Source organism: Bacillus sp. FSL K6-1560 (assembly GCF_038592935.1).
In the GTDB taxonomy this organism is placed as follows: domain Bacteria; phylum Bacillota; class Bacilli; order Bacillales; family Bacillaceae; genus Bacillus; species Bacillus subtilis.
In genome coordinates, this window is the sequence record NZ_CP151946.1 from 3047554 (window position 1) to 3066099 (window position 18546).

Here is an 18546-nt window from a genome sequence, read left to right on the forward strand (position 1 = left end):
ACGCTGATGTCAAACTTTAATTAACTGCAGAAAAGAAAACAAGGAAACGTATAAATGGAGGTTGAACACGTTGAATGGAAACGAACCCCATGGAGGGGTATTAATCAACCGCTGTGATCCCGCATGCCATTTTGAAGGGTGCGCGTGCCAAGCAGAGCTGGATCAGCTTGCACTGAGTGATCTGGAGCTTATCGCGATCGGCGGATACAGCCCGTTAACAGGTTTTTTGGGAGAAAAAGATTATCATCGTGTTGTGAAGGAAATGAGGCTGGCAAACGGCTTGCCGTGGAGCCTGCCGATTACGCTGCCTGTCGGAGAAAAAACAGCAAAACAGCTGTCTGCCGGAGATCACGTCAAGCTTGTGAAAGACGGTGTTACCTACGGCATGATCACAGTCACCGATATATACCAGCCTGATAAAACACAAGAAGCACTGTCTGTTTTTAAAACAAACGATCCTGCCCACCCAGGCGTAAAAAAATTGCTGGCGCGCCCGGATTACTATATCGGAGGGCCTATCACGGTCAGCCGCCTGCCTGACAAATCTTTCGAACAGTTTTATGCAACGCCCGCAGAAACAAGAGCGGCCTTTCAAAAACTCGGCTGGAAGACGATTGTCGGCTTTCAAACCAGGAACCCTGTTCACAGAGCGCATGAATACATTCAAAAAACAGCATTAGAAACGGTCGACGGTCTGCTGCTTCACCCGCTTGTCGGAGAAACAAAGTCAGACGATATCCCAAGCGATATCAGAATGGAGAGCTACCAGGCTTTGCTTAATCACTATTATCCAAAGGATCGTGTCATGTTATCGGTTTTCCCTGCCGCCATGCGTTATGCAGGTCCGCGGGAAGCGATTTTCCATGCGCTCGTCCGAAAAAATTACGGCTGCACCCATTTTATTGTAGGCCGTGATCACGCGGGTGTCGGCAGCTACTATGGAACATACGACGCCCAAAATATTTTTCAATCATTCACAGAGGAAGAGCTGGGCATCAAGCCGATGTTTTTTGAGCACAGCTTTTATTGCCGAAAATGCGGAAACATGGGCACCTCCAAAACATGTCCGCACAGCTCAAGAGACCACATCCACTTATCAGGCACAAAAGTGAGAGAGCTTCTCCGCCAAGGCAAAAAGCCGCCTAAAGAATTCAGCCGGCCTGAGGTCGCAGCCGTGCTGATCAAGGGACTTCACCAACAGCCTGTTGCCATCAAACAAAACAGCGGGGAATTGCAATGACACACAATCCGAACATCATTTGGCATCCCGCTGCCATCTCAAAGTCTGACAGACAGTCCTTAAACGGACACAAAAGCTGCGTCCTCTGGTTTACAGGTTTGTCCGGCTCCGGAAAATCGGTGCTGGCCAATGCAGTCGATGAAAAGCTTTACCGCAAGGGCATTCAGAGCTACGTGCTTGACGGTGATAATATCCGCCACGGCTTAAACAAAGATCTTGGATTTCAGACTGGTGACAGGATTGAAAACATCCGCCGGATCGGAGAAGTGGCGAAGCTGTTTGTCGACAGCGGGCAAATGATTTTAACGGCTTTTATTTCTCCATTCAGAGAGGATCGGGACATGGTTAGAGCACTCTTTCCTAAAGGTGAGTTCTTCGAAATTTATGTGAAGTGCCCGCTGCATGTTTGTGAACAGCGCGATCCAAAAGGGCTTTATAAAAAAGCGCGAAACGGAGAGATCAAACATTTCACCGGGATCGATTCTCCGTATGAAGCGCCGCTTTCACCCGATTTCATCATTGAGTCAGACCAGACCTCTATTTCCGATGGAGCTGATCTCATCATTAACGCACTTCAAAACAGAGGAATTATATAAAAAACCCGATCAATGTCGGGTTTTTTCTTATGAGTTGGAGAACTGCGCAATCAAACTGTTGATCTTCTCTTTTTCCTCATAAAATGCTCCGTGCCCGCTGTTTGCAAACGGAACCAATTCCGACTGTTTGATGCCGCGCTTCAACTCTTTCGCAAAATCAAACGGCGCAATTTTATCCTTTCTCCCGTGCAGGATCAGCGTCGGCACCTTGATTGCAGCAAGTTCCTTCCTGAGATCTTCGTCTCTTAATGCGATGCCCGAGTGGATCGTCCCGTAGGAGGAAGCCTCCAGCATCAGATTGAGAAACCACTGCCTAAGCTCTGGAGACACTTTTTTCTCAAAAAACTGTTTCCCTAAATCAGCCAGTGTTTTGGGCCGATCCGTTTTGAACAATTCAATCATATCGTCAATATCCTGCTTCCTCATCCCGTACGGATAACCCGGGCGTTTTGTAAACGCGGGGGCCGCTGCAGACAGTAAAATCAGCTTATCAATATCGGCTCCTTCATGCCTTGCCATATAACGAATTGCAATGGCGCCGCCCATTGAAAAACCGGCGAGAATCGCATTCTCAAGCTGCAGCGTATAAATGACTGCTTTCACATCATCGGCCATCGTGTCATAATCGTAGCCTTCCCAAGGGCGGTCAGATTGCCCATATCCCCGCAAATCAACGCCGATAAAACGAAATCCCCTTTTCGGAAGCTCATTCATTTGATATTCAAACATCTTATGATTCAACGGCCACCCGTGCAAAAAGATGATCGGCCTTCCATGTCCGATATCCTCTACAAACAGTGTCACATGCTCCTCGGTTTTGATGTAATGCCCCATTCCGCATTCCTCCTGTTCCCTTTGGCTTTCCCGGCCTGTAAACGCCTTGACGTATAGGAATCTTTCCATTTATGCTTACAAAACAAGCGGGCTGCTATACCAAGAAAAGGCTCTTCACGATTTACTATATGTATCAATTTCCTTAACGATCTATTAAATTGAACCCGGAAGCCTCTGTTTTTCGGGCAGCAAAGGATGTCATCACATGAATAAAATCGCAATTCAAAAACCAAACATACCAGAAAACCTGCAAACCGCAGATTTTCATGATGCCGTGACGCAGGATGATGTAATCAGCATGCATCTGTTTGAAGATTGTACAATCTGCGGCGAAGATATCGAAAGACTCTGTGTTGAAAAAACGGTATTCAGAAATGTCGTCTTTATCGATGTGTCTTTTCGGCATATTGAACTGACCGATGTGATCTTTGAAAAGTGCGATTTATCAAACGCCGATTTCAGCGGGGCTGTCATTCACAGAACTTCAGTTAAGCAGTCAAAAATGGTTGGAATGAATGTGGCGGAAGCAACGCTGCGGAATGTTTCATTCGAGGAATGCCACGGACATTTCAGCTCATTTTCGTATTCAAATATGAAACAAGTTCGATTTGATCACTGTGCTCTTATGCAAAGTGAATGCAGCGATACGGTGCTCCAGCAGACACACTTTGACGGATGCGAATTGGAAGGCGCCAGCTTTACCGGCACGTCCCTTCAAAACATGGACATCAGCACGTGCCGTTTTGAACAGCTTCATGTCTCCCTCGACAAATTGAAAGGCTGCAAAATCGCACCTGAGCACGCGATTGCCTTCGCCAGGGCACTGGGAGCTGTCATCGTATAACCAAAGCCTAGGACATCATCAGGCGGCGTGCTGTTTCAGCTGCCGCTTTAATGCCAGTTTCCAAATCTCCAAGAGATGCATAGGAATATGACAGCCTGATGCTGTTTCGGTCTTCACCGTCATAAATGTAGCCGGGATTCACAAGCACCTGCCGTTTCAGCAATCCATAAAAGAAACGGCTGACAGGCAGGTTTTTGTGAAATGTCACCCAAATATAAAATCCGCCTGCGGGAATCCGCCACGTGGCAATGTCCCCGGCATACCGCTCGAGAAAATGAACGGCGGCGCCTCTCCTTTCTTTAAGCTTCCTGCGTACCCAAGTCAGATGCTCTTCATAATACCCCTGTGACAGCCACTCGGCAGCCGCCCACTGGGACAGGCCGCTTGATCCGTAGTCTGTCTGCATTTTAATGTCCGCCAACCTTTCAATAACCGGCTCCGGACCGGCAAGCCAGCCGATTCGCAGACCGGGGCTAACCGTTTTTGAAAACGTGCCCAGATACAGAATATTGCCCTCATGATCCATTGCTTTCAACGGCTGCGGAGGTTTTTCTTCAAACCATAAATCACCGTACGCATCATCCTCAATGATGGGCATCTGCTCTTTTTTTGACAGGCTGATGATCTCTTTCCTTCGCTGCTCTGACATGACTGTGCCTGTCGGATTATGAAACGACGGAATCGTGTAAAGCAGCTGTCCTCCATATTGTTTTCGATTAGAAGAAACAAGCCCCGCTTTGACCCCTTCATCATCCATCGGCAAGCCGCGAAGCCGCATCCCAGCTGATTGAAATACATGCAAGGATTGAAGGTAGGACGGCTTCTCCGTCAAAATGACAGAATCTCGTTTTAAAAGTCCAATTGAGATGAGCTGAAGTGCCTGAAGTGCACCGGACACAATTAAAATTGCAGCCGGTGACACATGGATCTTCTTTCCTTTTAAATGGTCGGCCACTGCCTCCCGCAGTTTACGGTTTCCTTTCGGCTGCTCATATCCTAAAGACAGGACGCCCGGATTGATTTGCTGAAACATCCGTCCAATTGTGTCAGCAGGCACAAGATCCGGTGAAAGTTCTCCAGTCCCTAATCTGATGATATCCGCTCTTGGTTCGTTCTGATTAATAGCTTGAATGATGGAAGAATTGGCGCGATGAATGCCCGAACGGACGTAATCGCTCCAATCAAGCGGAGGCTCAGCCGCCAGCACGCTCCAAGTACTGTTTACAACCTTCGTACCGCCGCCTCTTCTTCCCTCTAACAAGCCTTGAGACGTGAGTTCATCTATGGCTGCTGTGACTGTGCTGCGGTTGACTTGAAACATGCCGGCCAGCGTTCTCTGTGAGGGGATTTTCGTCCCTACAGCCCACTCTCCGTGAAGAATCTTGTCTTTCATATATTGTTCGATCTGCCGATGCAGCGGAACATCCGACTTTCGGCTTGGCTGCCATTGCGACAAGGTCATGCCCCCCTTTTTTACACATTATACATTTGGCTGGTTCCTAACCCAACCAAATGGCTGGAGACTTTAGTGACAATCTCTCTTATGATTGAAAAAAATGTGAAGGGAGCTTTTTCAGCATGAATGCAATCATTCACGGAATTGTGCTCGCGTTTGGCTTAATTTTGCCGCTGGGAGTGCAGAATGTGTTTATTTTTCAGCAAGGCGCGTGGCAAAAGCATATTTGGCGGGCTCTCCCAGCTGTCATCAGTGCTTCAGTCTGCGATACCATGTTAATCGTATTAGCCGTTGCGGGCATGTCTGTCATTGTGCAGGAGCTGCCTGTGTTTGAGACAGTCATGATGGCCGGCGGATTTTTATTTTTGCTCTATATGGGCTGGGTGACTTGGAACAGCCGTCCGAACACAAGCCAAAATGAGAAACATACGTTCACACCAAAAAAGCAAGTTGCATTTGCGGCCGCTGTTTCTCTTTTAAACCCGCATGCCATTCTGGACACGATCGGCGTCATCGGCACGAGCTCTCTTCAATATTCGGGGCTTGAGAAATGGCTCTTTATGGCCGCCTGCATCGCTGTGTCTTGGATTTGGTTTATCAGCCTTGCAATAGCGGGCCGGTTGTTTCAGACGATAGATACGAGCGGCAGGCTAATGGTGATCGTAAACAAATGCTCTGCAGCGGTAATGTGGGCAGCGGCAGGATATTTTGGGGTGTCACTCTTTTACAATTGAAGGAGAAACGAATGAAAACAACGAATTTCTTAGAAAAGGAGGCATGCTGATGACTGATGCAAAACAGTTTTATGACTATCATTCATGGGCAAACAAGAAAATATTTAACCATATCGAAAACCTGCCGGAGGGAACTGCCTATCAAGAAGTAAAGAGCGTATTTCCTTCTGTCAGCGACGTGCTGCTTCATATGTGCAGGGCTGACTACATTTGGCTGAATGTTCTTTCGGGAGTGGCCTACCAAGAGATTATAGACAGCGCAGGCAAATTAGAGTCCGCGCAAGGTAATATGGCAGCGATTAAACAGCACGCTGCCGAGCTGGAGTCACAGTATCATGATTTCTTCAGCCGCCAGACGGACTTAGAACAGACCTTCACAATGCAGCATCCGAAACTAGGTACACTGGAATCAACCTATGCAGACACCATCCTGCATGTCGTCAATCACGGCACTTACCACAGAGGGAACGTAACCGCCATGCTGAGACAGCTGGGCCATTTAGGCGTACCTACTGATTATATGTACTATTTATATGAGAAAAGAGAAAGCAAGGGCTAAAATGTCCTTGCTTTTTTTTGCGGAAAGCCTCAAATGCAACATATTAGCTTTTACATACCTGTATAAGCGCGCTTCACATCTAGCTGTACCGGCCTGCCGCTTCGAAAGGAATTGGTTGCGGCGATACCCACTTCTAAATTGATCGTCGCATCAATATCAGTCACAATCGGTGTTTTTCCATTCCGGACACACTCGGCGAAATGCTGAAGCTCCAAGCAGTAGGCTTCATGAAAACGAGTTTGAAAGTCTGGAATGATATCAAAACTGCTCCCTTTAGCCGATAGGATGGTCACATGTTGATTTCTCAATGTCCCTATGAAAATACTGCCCTCTGTCCCGATCACCTCCGCCCGGATGTCATGTCCGTATGGAGAGGTTCTGCTTGCCTCGACGTCCCCCGCTGCGCCGGAGTCAAATTCAATATACGTCAGCGCCTGATCCACATCGCCATACTGCTCCATAAACGGATTGTTCAGAATCCTGCCGTGGCCTGAAACAGAAGTGATTTCCGCCCCTAGCAAATAACGGGCAATATCATAGTCATGGATGGAACAGTCAATAAAAATTCCACCGCTGTGTTTGATAAATTCTGCGGGAGGCGCGCCTTGGTCGCGCGTAAAGCCTTTATAATAGATAGGTTTGCCGATTTCTCCAGCGTCGATCCGCCGTTTGGCATCTGCGTATGCGGGATCGAACCGTCTCATAAAGCCGACTTGGCAGATGACACCTGTCTCTTTCACTTTTTCAGAAACTGCTCTTGATTCCTCAAGGCTTAATGTCAGCGGTTTTTCAACGAAGATCTGTTTGCCGTTCTCAGCTGCTTTGATGATCATATCACCATGTGTGCTTGTCGGCGTTACGATAATGACAGCGTCAATGCCGGGATCTTCTAACACTTCATACGGGTCCTCTGACCATTTTTTGATACCGAGTTCTCTGGCAACCTGCTCCGCTCTCCCTTTTAACGGATCACCGACACTAACCAGCTTTGCCCCCGGCACACTGGTGACGAGATTTTTCGCATGATAATAACCGAGCCTTCCTAATCCCAATACTGCACATCTTACTTGATGTTCCACGTCCCATCCTCTCCTTTATCTCATTTCAGGCTCGCTTTGAGAAAGCGCTTTCTCTTAACAGCTAAAAAAACAGCGGTTCTATCCGCTCTGCCATTTTGCGCAAGCGCTTTCTCAAAAGATGGTTTCATTTTACACTGCCATTGGTTTACACGCAATATGTTTTTTTTTGCTTCAACTGTCATAATGAAAAAACCCGCTCATTAGCGGGCTCATGTGTTGAGCGGTGATGTAGAATGTCTGACTACAAGCTCAGGCGGGAGCACTATTTTTTGTTTCGCCTTTCGTTTTCCCTCTATTGCTTCTGCCAGCAGTTCGATGACGCTCCGCCCCATCTCTTTTATCGGCTGGGCTACGGTTGTCAGGGGCGGAGCCGCCATTTCTGCGAGTATCGTATTATCAAAACCAATGATAGAAAGATCATCCGGCACTTTTATGCCTCTTATTCTCGCAGCTTGTATGGCGGCACAAGCCAATACGTCGTTGAAGGCAAAAATAGCAGTCGGAGCGTTCCTGTCGAGTAATTTTCCCGCTTCTTCCTTGCCGCTTTCCAAGGAAAACCGCGTCTGGATGATAAGTGATTCATCAATGGGCACGCCCGCTTCCTCCATCGCCTGACGGAAGCCTTTGATTCTATTTTTTTCGCCTGTCGTTGACCCGTCTCCGATAATGCAGGCGATGTTCGTGTGGCCGAGTGACAGAAGATGCTTGGCAGCCTCATATCCGCCACGAACGTCATCTATCACAACAATATCCATCGGAAGAAGCGGCTTATCCTGAGAAATCATGGCAATCGGAATTTGTTCACTGGCGATTTCCTCCAAAGCAGACATACTGTCATGGCTTTCAATCCCTGTTGCAAAAATAATGCCATCCACCTTTTTCTGTTTCAGCACAGAAAAATATTTTGTTTCTTTTTTCGGATCGTAATCGGTGCTGCAAATCAACATTTGAAAACCGAGCTCATCCGCTCTTTCCTCAATGCTTTTGGCCAGTTCGCCGTAAAACGGATTTGAAATATCAGGCGCCACGAGAGCAATCATATTCGTTCGTTTTCCCGTTAACGCCGCGGCGTGGACATTGGGCGTGTATGCCATTTCATTCATGACATTCATGACCTTCTGCCGTGTTTTATCGCTGATTCTCCCCGTATTGTTTATCACACGGGACACAGTTGTGATCGAGACACCCGCCGCCTTTGCCACATCGTAAATTGTTGTTTTCATGTTCATCCCTCGTCTGGTTATTGAACTTTCCGGCTGACAATTTTCCGGTATTCAATTGGTGAAATGCCTTCTATCTGCTTAAAGAGTTTTGAAAAGTATGTCGGATCTTCCATTCCGACCGTTTCCGCAATAACGCCCATTTTATCATTTGTAGAGGATAAAAGACGCTTCGCTTCCGTCATTCTCACCCGGTTCGTGTATTGTGCCGGAGTTACGCCGAGCACCTGCTGCATGCAGCGGCTCACATAATCCTGATGATAGTGAAGGGCGAGCGACAGATCCTTGATTGTCGTCTTTTCCTTATAGTGCTCCTGTAAGTACCGGGCCGCCTCCCAGGCTACCCGCTCTTTCGCAGACGGTATTTGGAACGCTTCTTTTTGAAGATGCAGCATCAGCTCCTCAAATAAGATTTGCTTTCTGAGCGGCAAATCGGAGTTTTCCGCGGAGTAATCAATCAGTCTTTCAAACTGCTGGGCCATAAACTGCGGGCGCTGCACCTTGCCTTTTCTCGGCAAAGCCAATCCGTAGCGGGCCGGCTCTTCGAAGCTCCCTTTTTCCTGCTGAAGCTCAGACCAGTTGCTGCCTCCCTTTGCCGTAAATTCATATCGATGTTCATCGAAGTGAAGCCAATAGTAGGAGGTTGCTTCATCACTGCCCTTCGTCCCGTAGTGTTCAAGACCGGGAGAAAGCAAGATGTACTCGCCGCCTTCAACAGAAAACGATGTTTCATTTTCCGTTATATATAACGTTCCCTGTTTGACATATATCAGATCAAACACGGAGAATACACGTTTCACATGGGTTTCTCCTTTTTTAAAAACTCCTTCCCCAGCTGCGATAAATACCGGAAAAGGCGGGACTGTAAACAGGATGCGAGGCATTTGAATCATCCTCCTTTTTAAGTCGGATTTTTACAAGAAGTATCGTTTCTATCCCTTTTTATTATAAGGAAATGGAGGTACACTTTAAAACGTTGATTTTATTTACGAAAGGGGTTAGACACTATGAAACAAGCTGTCTTCAAATCAACTGCTTTGAAAAAACCCGCTGACAAAACGTTCTCATTATTTTCGCTTACTTGGCCGATCTTTATTGAGGTCTCATTATATATGTTTATGGGTAATGCCGATACACTGATGCTCAGCCAATACTCGGATAACAGCGTGGCAGCAGTCGGCGTCAGCAACCAGATTTTAAATTTAATTATCGTGATGTTCAGCTTTATCGCAACAGGAACGACCGTTATCATTTCACAATTTCTAGGCTCACGGCAAAAGAAAGAAGCCATGGAAGTCGCTTATGTGTCAATCGGCGCCAACTTCTTCATCAGCCTGGCCATCAGCGCCGTCGTCTTTTTCGCGGCTGTCCCTCTGCTTCATATGATGGGATTATCAAACGCACTGATGCCTGATGCGAAAGTCTTTTTACAAGTTGTCGGAGGTCTGTCCTTTATTCAGGCTTTAATCATGACATTCAGCGCGATCTTAAAAAGCTACGGCTACACAAAAGATACAATGTTTGTCACTATCGGCATGAACATTTTAAACATTGCCGGAAACTTTGTTGTGATTTTCGGTTTGTTCGGCTTTCCTGTCCTCGGCGTTGCCGGTGTGGCCATGTCCACATCTATCGCCCGCGTCATCGGATTAATCGCGATGATTGTGATTGTCAACAAACGCATCCAGCTGAAGATGTCGCTGAAAAAAGTCTTTCATATGCATAAAGAGCATTTGCGCAAGCTGCTGAAAATCGGCATTCCTTCTGCGGGAGAGCAGCTTTCATACAACCTGTCGCAAATGATAGTCACGTATTTTATCGCCATCATGGGCGCGCAGGCGTTGACAACAAAAGTGTATACGCAAAATATTACGATGTTTATTTTGCTGTTCGGCACTGCGATCAGCCAGGGTACACAAATCTTAATCGGCCGTTATATCGGCGGCAAACAATTTGATGCCGCTTATGAGCGCTGCATGAAGAGCTTATATTGGGCACTCGGAATTGCTGCGGCTACCTCTGTTTTGATGACAATCTTTTCAAAAGACCTGATCGGACTCTTCACACAAAGCCCTGACATTATAGCAACTGCAAGCCTATTGATTGCCATGACCATTATTCTTGAACCAGGCCGCTCGTTTAATGTCATTATCATTAACTCTCTGCGGGCTGCGGGGGATGCGAAATTCCCGGTTTACATGGCAATGATTTCAATGTGGGGCATTGGCCTCCCGCTTGCTTATCTTTTCGGCATCCACCTCGGTTTCGGTCTTGCCGGCATTTGGATTTCTTTTATCGCGGATGAATGGGTCCGGGGAATCTTAATGTACAGAAGATGGCGCTCACGTATCTGGATACAAAAAGGTATGGCGTAACACCCGGCTCAATCAAGGCCGGGTGTTTTTTAGATATCAGACAGAATCTGCTTCACTTCGGTCTCTGTAAGAGCGAAGTGATGTTGAAATACATCGTGCTGCTTTGCCCGGATTTTTTCTAAAACAGCCCGGTGCAAATGAAGAGCGGCTTTCACCGTTTTTTGAGAATACTGCGGAAATAGCGGCAAGGCATCCTGACACTCTTCAAGGTAGGCTTCTGCTTCAAAAGCGATATACTCCCACGTCATTGTGAACGCTTTATTTACGGTGCCTTTTTGGAGATCAGCCTCTGTATAGCCGAATTGCTGCATTACCTGACGGGGAATGCGGTTTTTTTGCTGATCTGTGCCAAGATCACTTAAGAAGCGAACCAGCTGTATGGCCAAGCCTAGAGAGACGGCTGCTTGTTTGAGCAGATCTTGTTTTCGGCGTGTCAGTATCGGCAGCAGCATCAATCCGGCAGAACCGCCCGTCCGATATGCGTACATGAGCAGTTCATCAAGGTCATCATACGGCTTGGCGTCTTCTTTTTGTGCGGCAATAAACTCCCGAAAAGGTTCGCTTTCCAATGTAAAGGTCCGATACGCATGATCAAAAGCCTTCCATAGATGTTGATTACCGTTATTTGTCCTTTGGTAAACATGATCAGCTTTAGCTTCAAATGCGGGCAATACCTTTTCGTCTGCACTGGCCACCGTGTGGCAAAACGACAATACTGCCCAAGAGGCTTGTCTTTGCTTTAGCGGGAGATATGATAATGCTTTGAAACAGGCTGGCGCGTATTCGCCAACAATCTGTCCGCATTGCTGGTAAGCTTCTTTTATCTCTTTCATTTTTCTCACTCCTATGTATCACTGCTTCTTCAAGTCTAGTATGTTTTTTCCTAATTGTATATGAAGAAAATGCCGATTCTTACTTTGTAAAAGTAACAAGACGTACAGCATCATCGACGAGATATACATTATTATTTTTAATGCCATACAACAGGTAGAATGTAAACATTTCTCAATCATCACTTCAATAATAGAGGAATCACGGAAAAAAGGGCTAATTGTTAGGATACATGATAGTATTGGAGTGAGTTCAGTGATAAAATTTTTTGAATATAACTGGCAGGTTAGAGATCAATGGTTTACTTGGTGTCATCAACTAACCACTGAAGAATTACTTAATAACCGTCTTGGCGGAGTAGAGAATATTTTATATACCCTTTTTCATATTATTGATGTGGAATATAGTTGGATTCGTGCTATCCAAGGAAAAGAAGATATCGCTGTTCAGTTCGCTGATTATCAAACACTCAATAAAGTGAAATCTCTCTCAAATACATTCCGAACTGAAATAATTGATGTTTTACAAACACATTCAGATCAAATAAAAGATGAACTTGTAAGCGTTCCTTGGGAGACAGGTGTTTTATATACGCGAGATGAAATATTACACCATATCATCGCTCACGAAATTCACCATATTGGTCAACTTTCTGTATGGGCTAGGGAATTAAAGTTAAGCCCGGTATCAGCTAGTTTTATCGGCAGAACATTAAAACCTATTCATTCTTATTGAAGGAATGCGGGGGCAATTCGATAGTGCGTTGTACAAAAAAGGATAGATAGAGCATATATTTCCCTGCTCATCTATCCTTCTTATTTAAATCTATACATCTCTGGATTTTAATCACATTTGCATTGAACCTACCTCTCGTCAATATCAATGCGATACGCTTCAAACCATGTATGAATTTGAGCAAGATGGGCGATTAGCTGAGGCCCCTTCATGAGCTGCCCGAACCACGGCACCTTGAAGGAGGAGCCTTCCGTTTCTAAAAGCTGATCTAATTGTTTTCTGTCTAGCAAGGTATGGAGCACGGAGTCCTTTTGGCTTCTGATCGTTTTCAGCCATTCGCTGACGCCTTTTGTATATTCCGGATGATGGGTTTTCGGATACGGGCTTTTTTTGCGATACAGAATGTCATCAGGCAAAATACCTTCAAGCGCTTTGCGTAAAATGCCTTTTTCCCGATTATCATGCATTTTCATTTCCCACGGAATATTCCAAACATATTCCACAAGCCGGTGATCGGCGAACGGCACCCGCACTTCCAGGCTCGCCCCCATGCTCATGCGATCCTTCCGATCCAAAAGGTTCGTCATAAACCAAAGCATATTTAAATAGAACAGCTGTCTTCTTGCTTTATCCACACCCGTTTCACCATCTAATAATGGCGTTTCTGCCAAGGTTTCTTCATATTTGCCATTTACGTATTCTTTCAGATTCAATTTTTTCTGCCATGAGTCAGAAAGCAGCTTGATCCGCTCCTCCGTTGATCTCATCCATGGAAAGCCAGACTCAACATCTGCCGTATGGAACCACGGGTACCCGCCGAAAATCTCATCCGCGCACTCTCCCGATAGGCTGACGACAAAGTCCTTTTTGATTTCCCGGCAAAACCACAGCAGGGATGAGTCGACATCCGCCATTCCCGGCAAGTCTTTGACCAGTACAGCTTCCTCCAAATGATCAACGAGATCTTTTTGGCTGATGACGCATTTGTGGTGCGTCGTGCCGAAAGTCTCTGTCATTTTTTCAATCCATGGTCCGTCATCATTCGGCTGAAATGCGCTTGCTTGAAAATATTTATCGTTCTCTTCGTAATCAATCGAATAAGTATGAAGCGGTGCTTTTCCTTCCTTTTCAAAATGGCCCGCCGCAATCGCTGTAATTGCGCTTGAGTCCAGACCGCCTGATAGGAACGTACAAACAGGCACATCCGATACAAGCTGCCGCGTCACCGCGTCCTGAAATAACGATCTGACATTGGCAACCGTGTCATCAAAACTGTCCGTATGTTTTTCGCTTTCAACATTCCAATAACGCCAAATATTAAGTCCGTCTTTGGAAAATGTCAGCGCATGAGCCGGGCGGATTTCTTTTATGCCTTTAAATATGCCAGTGCCCGGGGTTCTGGACGGTCCAAGACCGAAAATTTCAGAAAGTCCCGTTCTGTCCACTCGCGCTTTTATATCAGGGTGCGCGAGGATTGCTTTGATTTCCGACCCGAAGAGAAATGAAGAGCCTTCCTTCGTGTAAAAAAACGGCTTTACGCCGAGACGGTCTCTCGCGGCAAACAGCAAATTACGCTTTTCATCCCACACAGCGAAAGCGAATATGCCATTGAGATGGTCGACACAGTCTTCCTGCCATTCGATGTAGCTGTGCAGAAGCACCTCGGTATCTGACGTACGCTCGAATTGATGTCCCCGCGCCCGCAATTCTTTGCGCAAATCTTCCGTGTTATAAAGCTCGCCATTGTAAATAATGGTGTACGTATCCCCTTTATAGGTACACGCCATCGGCTGGCGTCCGCCTTCAATATCAACAACCGCAAGTCTTTTATGTCCGAATAAAACATGGTGCTCCCCCCAAACGTTTGAATCATCAGGCCCTCGTTTGGAAAGAGTGTCTGTCATTCTGTCCATCGTTTGTTTTTCCTGGACGAGCTGCTTTTTAAAATCGACCCAACCCGTAATTCCACACATGTGATATCAGCTCCAATCCCGTTTCTGTCGTAACAATTTCGTTTCTTTCAGCACCTTAGTAAGTTTATGCATCTATAGGCAGATAGTTGATTTGTCCATAAAAGAGTTGTATGGGACAGGCTTGAATTGGAAAGAAAAGAGAGGAATGAAGAAAAAGGAGACAGCATGCATGAAACGGAAACAATTGATATATACAGAGGAACGAAAATGGGAATACGGCACCATCCTCATTGAAGACGGCATCTGTTTAATCGAAAACGGAGAAGGTGATATACTTTTGGCGGACACTCTCCAACACAGCCCAATCTGGGTCCATCATAAAGGAAAGTGGGAGCAAGCCGGCTTCCAGGATCAATTGGTTCTGGCATGCGGTGAAGAAAACATCTCCCTTTCCGGGGGAGAACGCATCCGCTATGAGAAATCAGTCAAGCGGCCGCTTATGGCGCTTTTGGATTCGCTTGACGACGAAACCTTTCTCGCATTTCTGCAGCACTTGCACAGCTTCGGCTTATCGGTATTCGATTGCGTCTTTTCTTATAATAAAGGAGTCTTTTCGAATACTTCGGCGGGGCAGGGTGTGTCCTTTTATCACTTTTCAAATGACACCGCACAATGCGCGATGCAGCATCACTACAGCAACGAAGGGACAGGAGACCGTTTTGAATGGACGGCTTCAAACGGAAAGCGATCCATTATGTATTCAGCAGTCCAACGGGGGCGCAAATAAAAAAGCGGTGCATCGAGCACCGCTTTTTGGTTACTTTTCAACAACAACTTTTGCTTCCTTGCTTTCTTTTTTATCTGTATCCGCAGCCGTGACGTACAGCACCGTTCCGGCTTTTTGTTTTTTGATTTTCACCGAAAACGTTCCTTTTGCGTCAGCTTTGGCAGAAGCAATGACTTTCTTTGATTTGTTTTTCACTCTGATCATCGCTTTACTGTTTGCCTTCCCTTTTACTGCCGTATCCTTCGTTTTCACCGCGTTTACTTTCGGTGTGCCGGAAGGTTTTCCTTTGACGACGACAACTTTATACGATGTTTTCGCATCGCCTTTTGTTGCTTTCACATACAGTACTTGATCCTGTTTTTGAGTCGCGATATTAACCTTGAACGCATTGTCTTTTCCGGCTTTGGCGCTGCCGAGTTTCTTTTTGCCGTTCATCACCTCGATAAGTGTGCCTTCCTTCGCGTTTCCTCTGACAGCTGTTTGAGTGCTTTCCAGCTTGTTGACCTTAAGCTGTAAATCAGCTGCGCTGACAGCCTTCATGACGTTCAGCCGCCCGTAGCCTGAATGCCAGTCTACACCAGGTGTCTTCGGAATTTCAATCGGATCGCCATAATCGTCATACAACTCTTCTTCTCCGCCATCGACACTTTCAAAGGAAATATCATCTGCCGTCTTTTTCAACATATCCTCAACTTCTGTTCTTTTCAGCTTAGGATTTTGAGCAAACAGCAATCCTGCAGCAGCGGCAGCATACGGCGTCGCCATAGACGTTCCGCTCATGTACGTGACATTTCCGTTCGGCACTAAGCTCGGGATATCAGACCCTGGAGCAGAGATGTCCAGACCTTTTCCATAGTTAGAGAAATCAGCGGTCATATCCATGCGGTTCGTTGCGCCGACTGACATCACATATTTAGAAGATGCAGGATAAGATAAGGCATTTTCTCCATCATTCCCGCTGGCTGCGGCAATCAAGACATTTTTGTCAGCTGCGTACTTCAAAGCAAATTCAAGCACGCGGCTGTAGCCTCCGCCTAAACTTAAATTAATCACCTTTGCTCCTTTGTCAGCAGCATATTTGATGCCGAGAGCAATTTGTTCAGTATCTCCGGAACCTGCGGAATCAAGCACTTTTACAGGGATGATTTTTGCTTTGGCATTCAATCCAGTCATTGAATAGCCGTTATCGCTTTGGGCCGCAATAATGCCTGCGACATGCGTCCCATGCCCCTGATCATCCATTGCATTGTTATTCCGTCCGACAAAATTGTGTCCGAGATCTGTTCTTACTTTTCCTTTTAAATCAGCAAGCGTGCTGTCTACGCCTGTGTCTACTACTGCAATGAGTGTATCGTTAAGCTTGCGTTTGGACAGCAATGTGTTGGCAGGCTCATATTTCACATCCGCATTTTTGACACCGCCGTTTTCACCGTTGTTTTTAAGCGGCCATTGATAAGGGTACTGAATATCGTTTGCCAGGCTTTTGTATTCCTGCACGGGTTCCGCAAACTCTACATTGGACATCTTGGATAGTGTCGCAGCAGCGCTTTTGACCCTTTTGGCGCTTGCCGTATATGCGCCGTTCTGTTTCTCGTCTTTCGGAAGTTCAAATGAATACAGATTGTCAAACAGTTTCTTTGCCTTTTTCACATTGGATATGTCTTTTTTCGATTGCGCGCTTGCAGAAAAGCCCTTCATTTCATTATGTACGGATGAGAGGCTTTTATTGTCCTTCACCTTGAAAATAACCTTTGTTGTCTGAACTTCACTTTTTGCTGCAATATTGTTTTCTGTTAAAATGGCTCCGGCTGTTTTGCCTTGCAGCTGCTTCATATTTAGTCGGTCCGCTTGTTTCTTTATCTCCTCTTTAAGGAAAGACGGGACTGATTGCAAAGCTTTATCATATAGCCGGTTGATCGCTTTTTGATCTTTTTCAGTTACCTTATACGAAGATGATGCTCCGTTTTCTGACACATCGTCAAATAACGGCTTTAATGTCACAAGATCCTGATAGATTTCATTTCTTGCTGTTTTATTGAGTGCGAGTTTTGCAACGATAAACGGTGCTGCTTTGTAATAAAGGCTTGTCAGTTCTTTGCCTTCTGCTGTTTGGCTCAGCTGCTCATCACGAATCGCTCTCAGCTTATCCAGTATGCCTTTTCCTGATTTCTTCTGATCGACACTCATTTCAACCGGACAAGCTTCTTCCTCTTCTAAATCTGACGGCTGTTTTTTGGTGCCTTTATACCCGATCGTATACTTGGCTTCTGCAGCTTCTGCAGCTGCTTCTGCCGTTCCGTCGTCCTCTGGCTCTTCTTCTCCGAGGTATTCAACTTTTACATAGTAAGGGCCGTTCCACGCGTATGGAAAGATGACTTCGCTTTTTCCATCCTCCGCTGTGAAAGAACGGTACATCTCAAACGTCTCATCTTTAAGCGCTTTTTCCTTACTTGGATATACAGATACATTCAGTACTGAATCACTCTTTACGGTCAGTGCCATATGTGAGTTTTTCTGAATATCCGTTGCTCCCGGGGTCACTTTGTACCATTTCACCTGTTCCGGCTCCTTCATGGCGCCTGTCTGCTCTTTGCCGTTTTCCAGAGCAGCCGCCTGATCGATCGCGCCGGCCGCTGCAGCTTTGGTTCCCGGAGAAAAAAGGCTGAAAATCAGTGCAAAAATAAGCACTGCCGCCACAACCGAGCTGAATTTTCTGCGTTTCATGTTATCCCTCCTGCAAAATAATGAATCTCCTTGAAGGTATCATAATTTCATAGGACGAGATACCGCTTACAGGGAATTTTAAGGTTATTTTAAATGATTTGGAATATGAGGGGATAAATATAAAAAAACCCAACTCTATCAAAGAGCCGGGTTCATAGGTTTTTCTATTAAAACAATTGAAAACCAATTGGCAAATGCAGACCGAGCAGCACTGTCAGCAAAAGGACAATGACGAAGCCGACCCACAGGCCTCCTGTTGATTTTTCTTTTTTCTTGCGGATGAGGAGCATTTCCATCAGGCCGATGGTGATAATGCCCAGAATCATTTTGCCGGCGTATTCTCCGTTCCAGTTGGCGAAACGGACAAACAGCTCAGCTCCTGTCAAAATAATAAGGATATAGAATAACCGCAGAATCATATGAGTGATTTTTGCGCCCTTTGCACTTCCTGACGAATACAGCGAGTAGCTGACGAAAAGCAGAATCAGCGCTACCACCCATGTCGTAATATGTAGGTGTGTCATATATGTTCCCCCTATCAGATAAATTACCCCACTTATAGTACCATGAACTTGTCCTCTGTCACAAAGATGATTATCAGAAAAAACGGGCGGGTCCG

General features: G+C 46.0%; 15 protein-coding genes and 2 pseudogenes. 8 read left to right on the forward strand and 9 right to left on the reverse strand.

The window, feature by feature from the left end; genetic code table 11:
* Positions 1–70: 70 nt before the first annotated feature.
* Together sat and cysC are read left to right on the forward strand one after the other, a co-directional pair.
* Positions 71–1240: a sulfate adenylyltransferase gene (gene sat, locus NYE22_RS16355; protein ID WP_038829192.1), complete on the forward strand. Its 1170-nt coding sequence runs from the start codon at positions 71–73 to the stop codon at positions 1238–1240.
* Positions 1237–1836, forward strand: coding sequence for an adenylyl-sulfate kinase (gene cysC / locus NYE22_RS16360; protein WP_003245829.1), 600 nt, complete (start codon positions 1237–1239; stop codon positions 1834–1836). The genes sat and cysC overlap by 4 nt, the downstream gene beginning before the upstream one ends.
* A 27-nt stretch (positions 1837–1863) precedes the next feature.
* Here the strand turns inward: cysC and NYE22_RS16365 are convergent, their stop codons facing one another.
* A complete protein-coding gene (locus tag NYE22_RS16365; protein WP_014479411.1) occupies positions 1864–2670 on the reverse strand; it encodes an alpha/beta hydrolase in 807 nt (268 codons plus the stop codon).
* 205 nt (positions 2671–2875) lie between these two features.
* Between NYE22_RS16365 and NYE22_RS16370 the strand changes: the two genes are divergently transcribed.
* Positions 2876–3514 carry a pentapeptide repeat-containing protein gene (locus NYE22_RS16370; RefSeq protein ID WP_003233060.1) on the forward strand — a complete coding sequence of 213 codons (639 nt, stop codon included), beginning with the start codon at positions 2876–2878 and terminating at the stop codon, positions 3512–3514.
* A 7-nt stretch (positions 3515–3521) separates the two neighbouring features.
* Here the strand turns inward: NYE22_RS16370 and NYE22_RS16375 are convergent, their stop codons facing one another.
* The gene (locus NYE22_RS16375; protein ID WP_161985905.1) at positions 3522–4976 is read right to left on the reverse strand and encodes a PLP-dependent aminotransferase family protein; all 1455 of its coding nucleotides are present in this window, start codon (positions 4974–4976) and stop codon (positions 3522–3524) included.
* A gap of 66 nt (positions 4977–5042) precedes the next feature.
* Here NYE22_RS16375 and NYE22_RS16380 point away from each other — a divergent pair.
* Positions 5043–5704, forward strand: a pseudogene (locus NYE22_RS16380) (LysE/ArgO family amino acid transporter).
* A 49-nt stretch (positions 5705–5753) separates the two neighbouring features.
* Entirely contained in the window at positions 5754–6263 is a 510-nt protein-coding gene (locus NYE22_RS16385) for a DinB family protein (protein ID WP_032725371.1), read from the forward strand.
* A 50-nt stretch (positions 6264–6313) separates the two neighbouring features.
* Here the strand turns inward: NYE22_RS16385 and iolX are convergent, their stop codons facing one another.
* From iolX to NYE22_RS16400, 3 genes are all read right to left on the reverse strand, one after another.
* Entirely contained in the window at positions 6314–7342 is a 1029-nt protein-coding gene (iolX, locus tag NYE22_RS16390; protein ID WP_038829187.1) for a scyllo-inositol 2-dehydrogenase, read from the reverse strand.
* Positions 7343–7551: 209 nt separating this feature from the next.
* The gene (degA, locus tag NYE22_RS16395; protein ID WP_003245813.1) at positions 7552–8565 is read right to left on the reverse strand and encodes a transcriptional regulator DegA; all 1014 of its coding nucleotides are present in this window, start codon (positions 8563–8565) and stop codon (positions 7552–7554) included.
* Between the two features lie 17 nt (positions 8566–8582).
* Positions 8583–9446 (reverse strand): AraC family transcriptional regulator, encoded by an 864-nt coding sequence (locus NYE22_RS16400; RefSeq protein ID WP_041345118.1) that lies wholly within the window; start codon positions 9444–9446, stop codon positions 8583–8585.
* 123 nt (positions 9447–9569) lie between these two features.
* On the opposite strand from NYE22_RS16400, the gene NYE22_RS16405 reads away from it, so the two are divergent.
* On the forward strand, positions 9570–10937 hold the full coding sequence (locus NYE22_RS16405) for an MATE family efflux transporter (RefSeq protein WP_014476390.1): 1368 nt from the start codon (positions 9570–9572) through the stop codon (positions 10935–10937).
* Positions 10938–10966: 29 nt separating this feature from the next.
* Here the strand turns inward: NYE22_RS16405 and farP are convergent.
* Positions 10967–11792 (reverse strand): annotated as a pseudogene (gene farP / locus NYE22_RS16410) (farnesyl diphosphate phosphatase).
* 231 nt (positions 11793–12023) lie between these two features.
* Here farP and NYE22_RS16415 point away from each other — a divergent pair.
* Entirely contained in the window at positions 12024–12503 is a 480-nt protein-coding gene (locus tag NYE22_RS16415) for a DinB family protein (protein WP_077670602.1), read from the forward strand.
* Positions 12504–12631: 128 nt separating this feature from the next.
* Here NYE22_RS16415 and asnB read toward each other — a convergent pair whose 3' ends face one another.
* Positions 12632–14476, reverse strand: coding sequence for an asparagine synthase (glutamine-hydrolyzing) (gene asnB, locus NYE22_RS16420; protein WP_032725365.1), 1845 nt, complete (start codon positions 14474–14476; stop codon positions 12632–12634).
* Between the two features lie 145 nt (positions 14477–14621).
* Here asnB and NYE22_RS16425 point away from each other — a divergent pair, with 145 nt between their 5' ends.
* Positions 14622–15203, forward strand: coding sequence for a DUF2777 domain-containing protein (locus tag NYE22_RS16425; protein ID WP_072175688.1), 582 nt, complete (start codon positions 14622–14624; stop codon positions 15201–15203).
* Positions 15204–15233: 30 nt separating this feature from the next.
* Here NYE22_RS16425 and wprA read toward each other — a convergent pair whose 3' ends face one another.
* Together wprA and NYE22_RS16435 are read right to left on the reverse strand one after the other, a co-directional pair.
* A complete protein-coding gene (wprA, locus tag NYE22_RS16430) occupies positions 15234–17927 on the reverse strand; it encodes a cell wall-associated protease WprA (protein WP_125121294.1) in 2694 nt (897 codons plus the stop codon).
* Between the two features lie 167 nt (positions 17928–18094).
* Positions 18095–18451, reverse strand: a complete 357-nt coding sequence (locus NYE22_RS16435; RefSeq protein ID WP_003244937.1) for a YisL family protein — start codon at positions 18449–18451, stop codon at positions 18095–18097.
* Between the last annotated feature and the right edge of the window lie 95 nt (positions 18452–18546).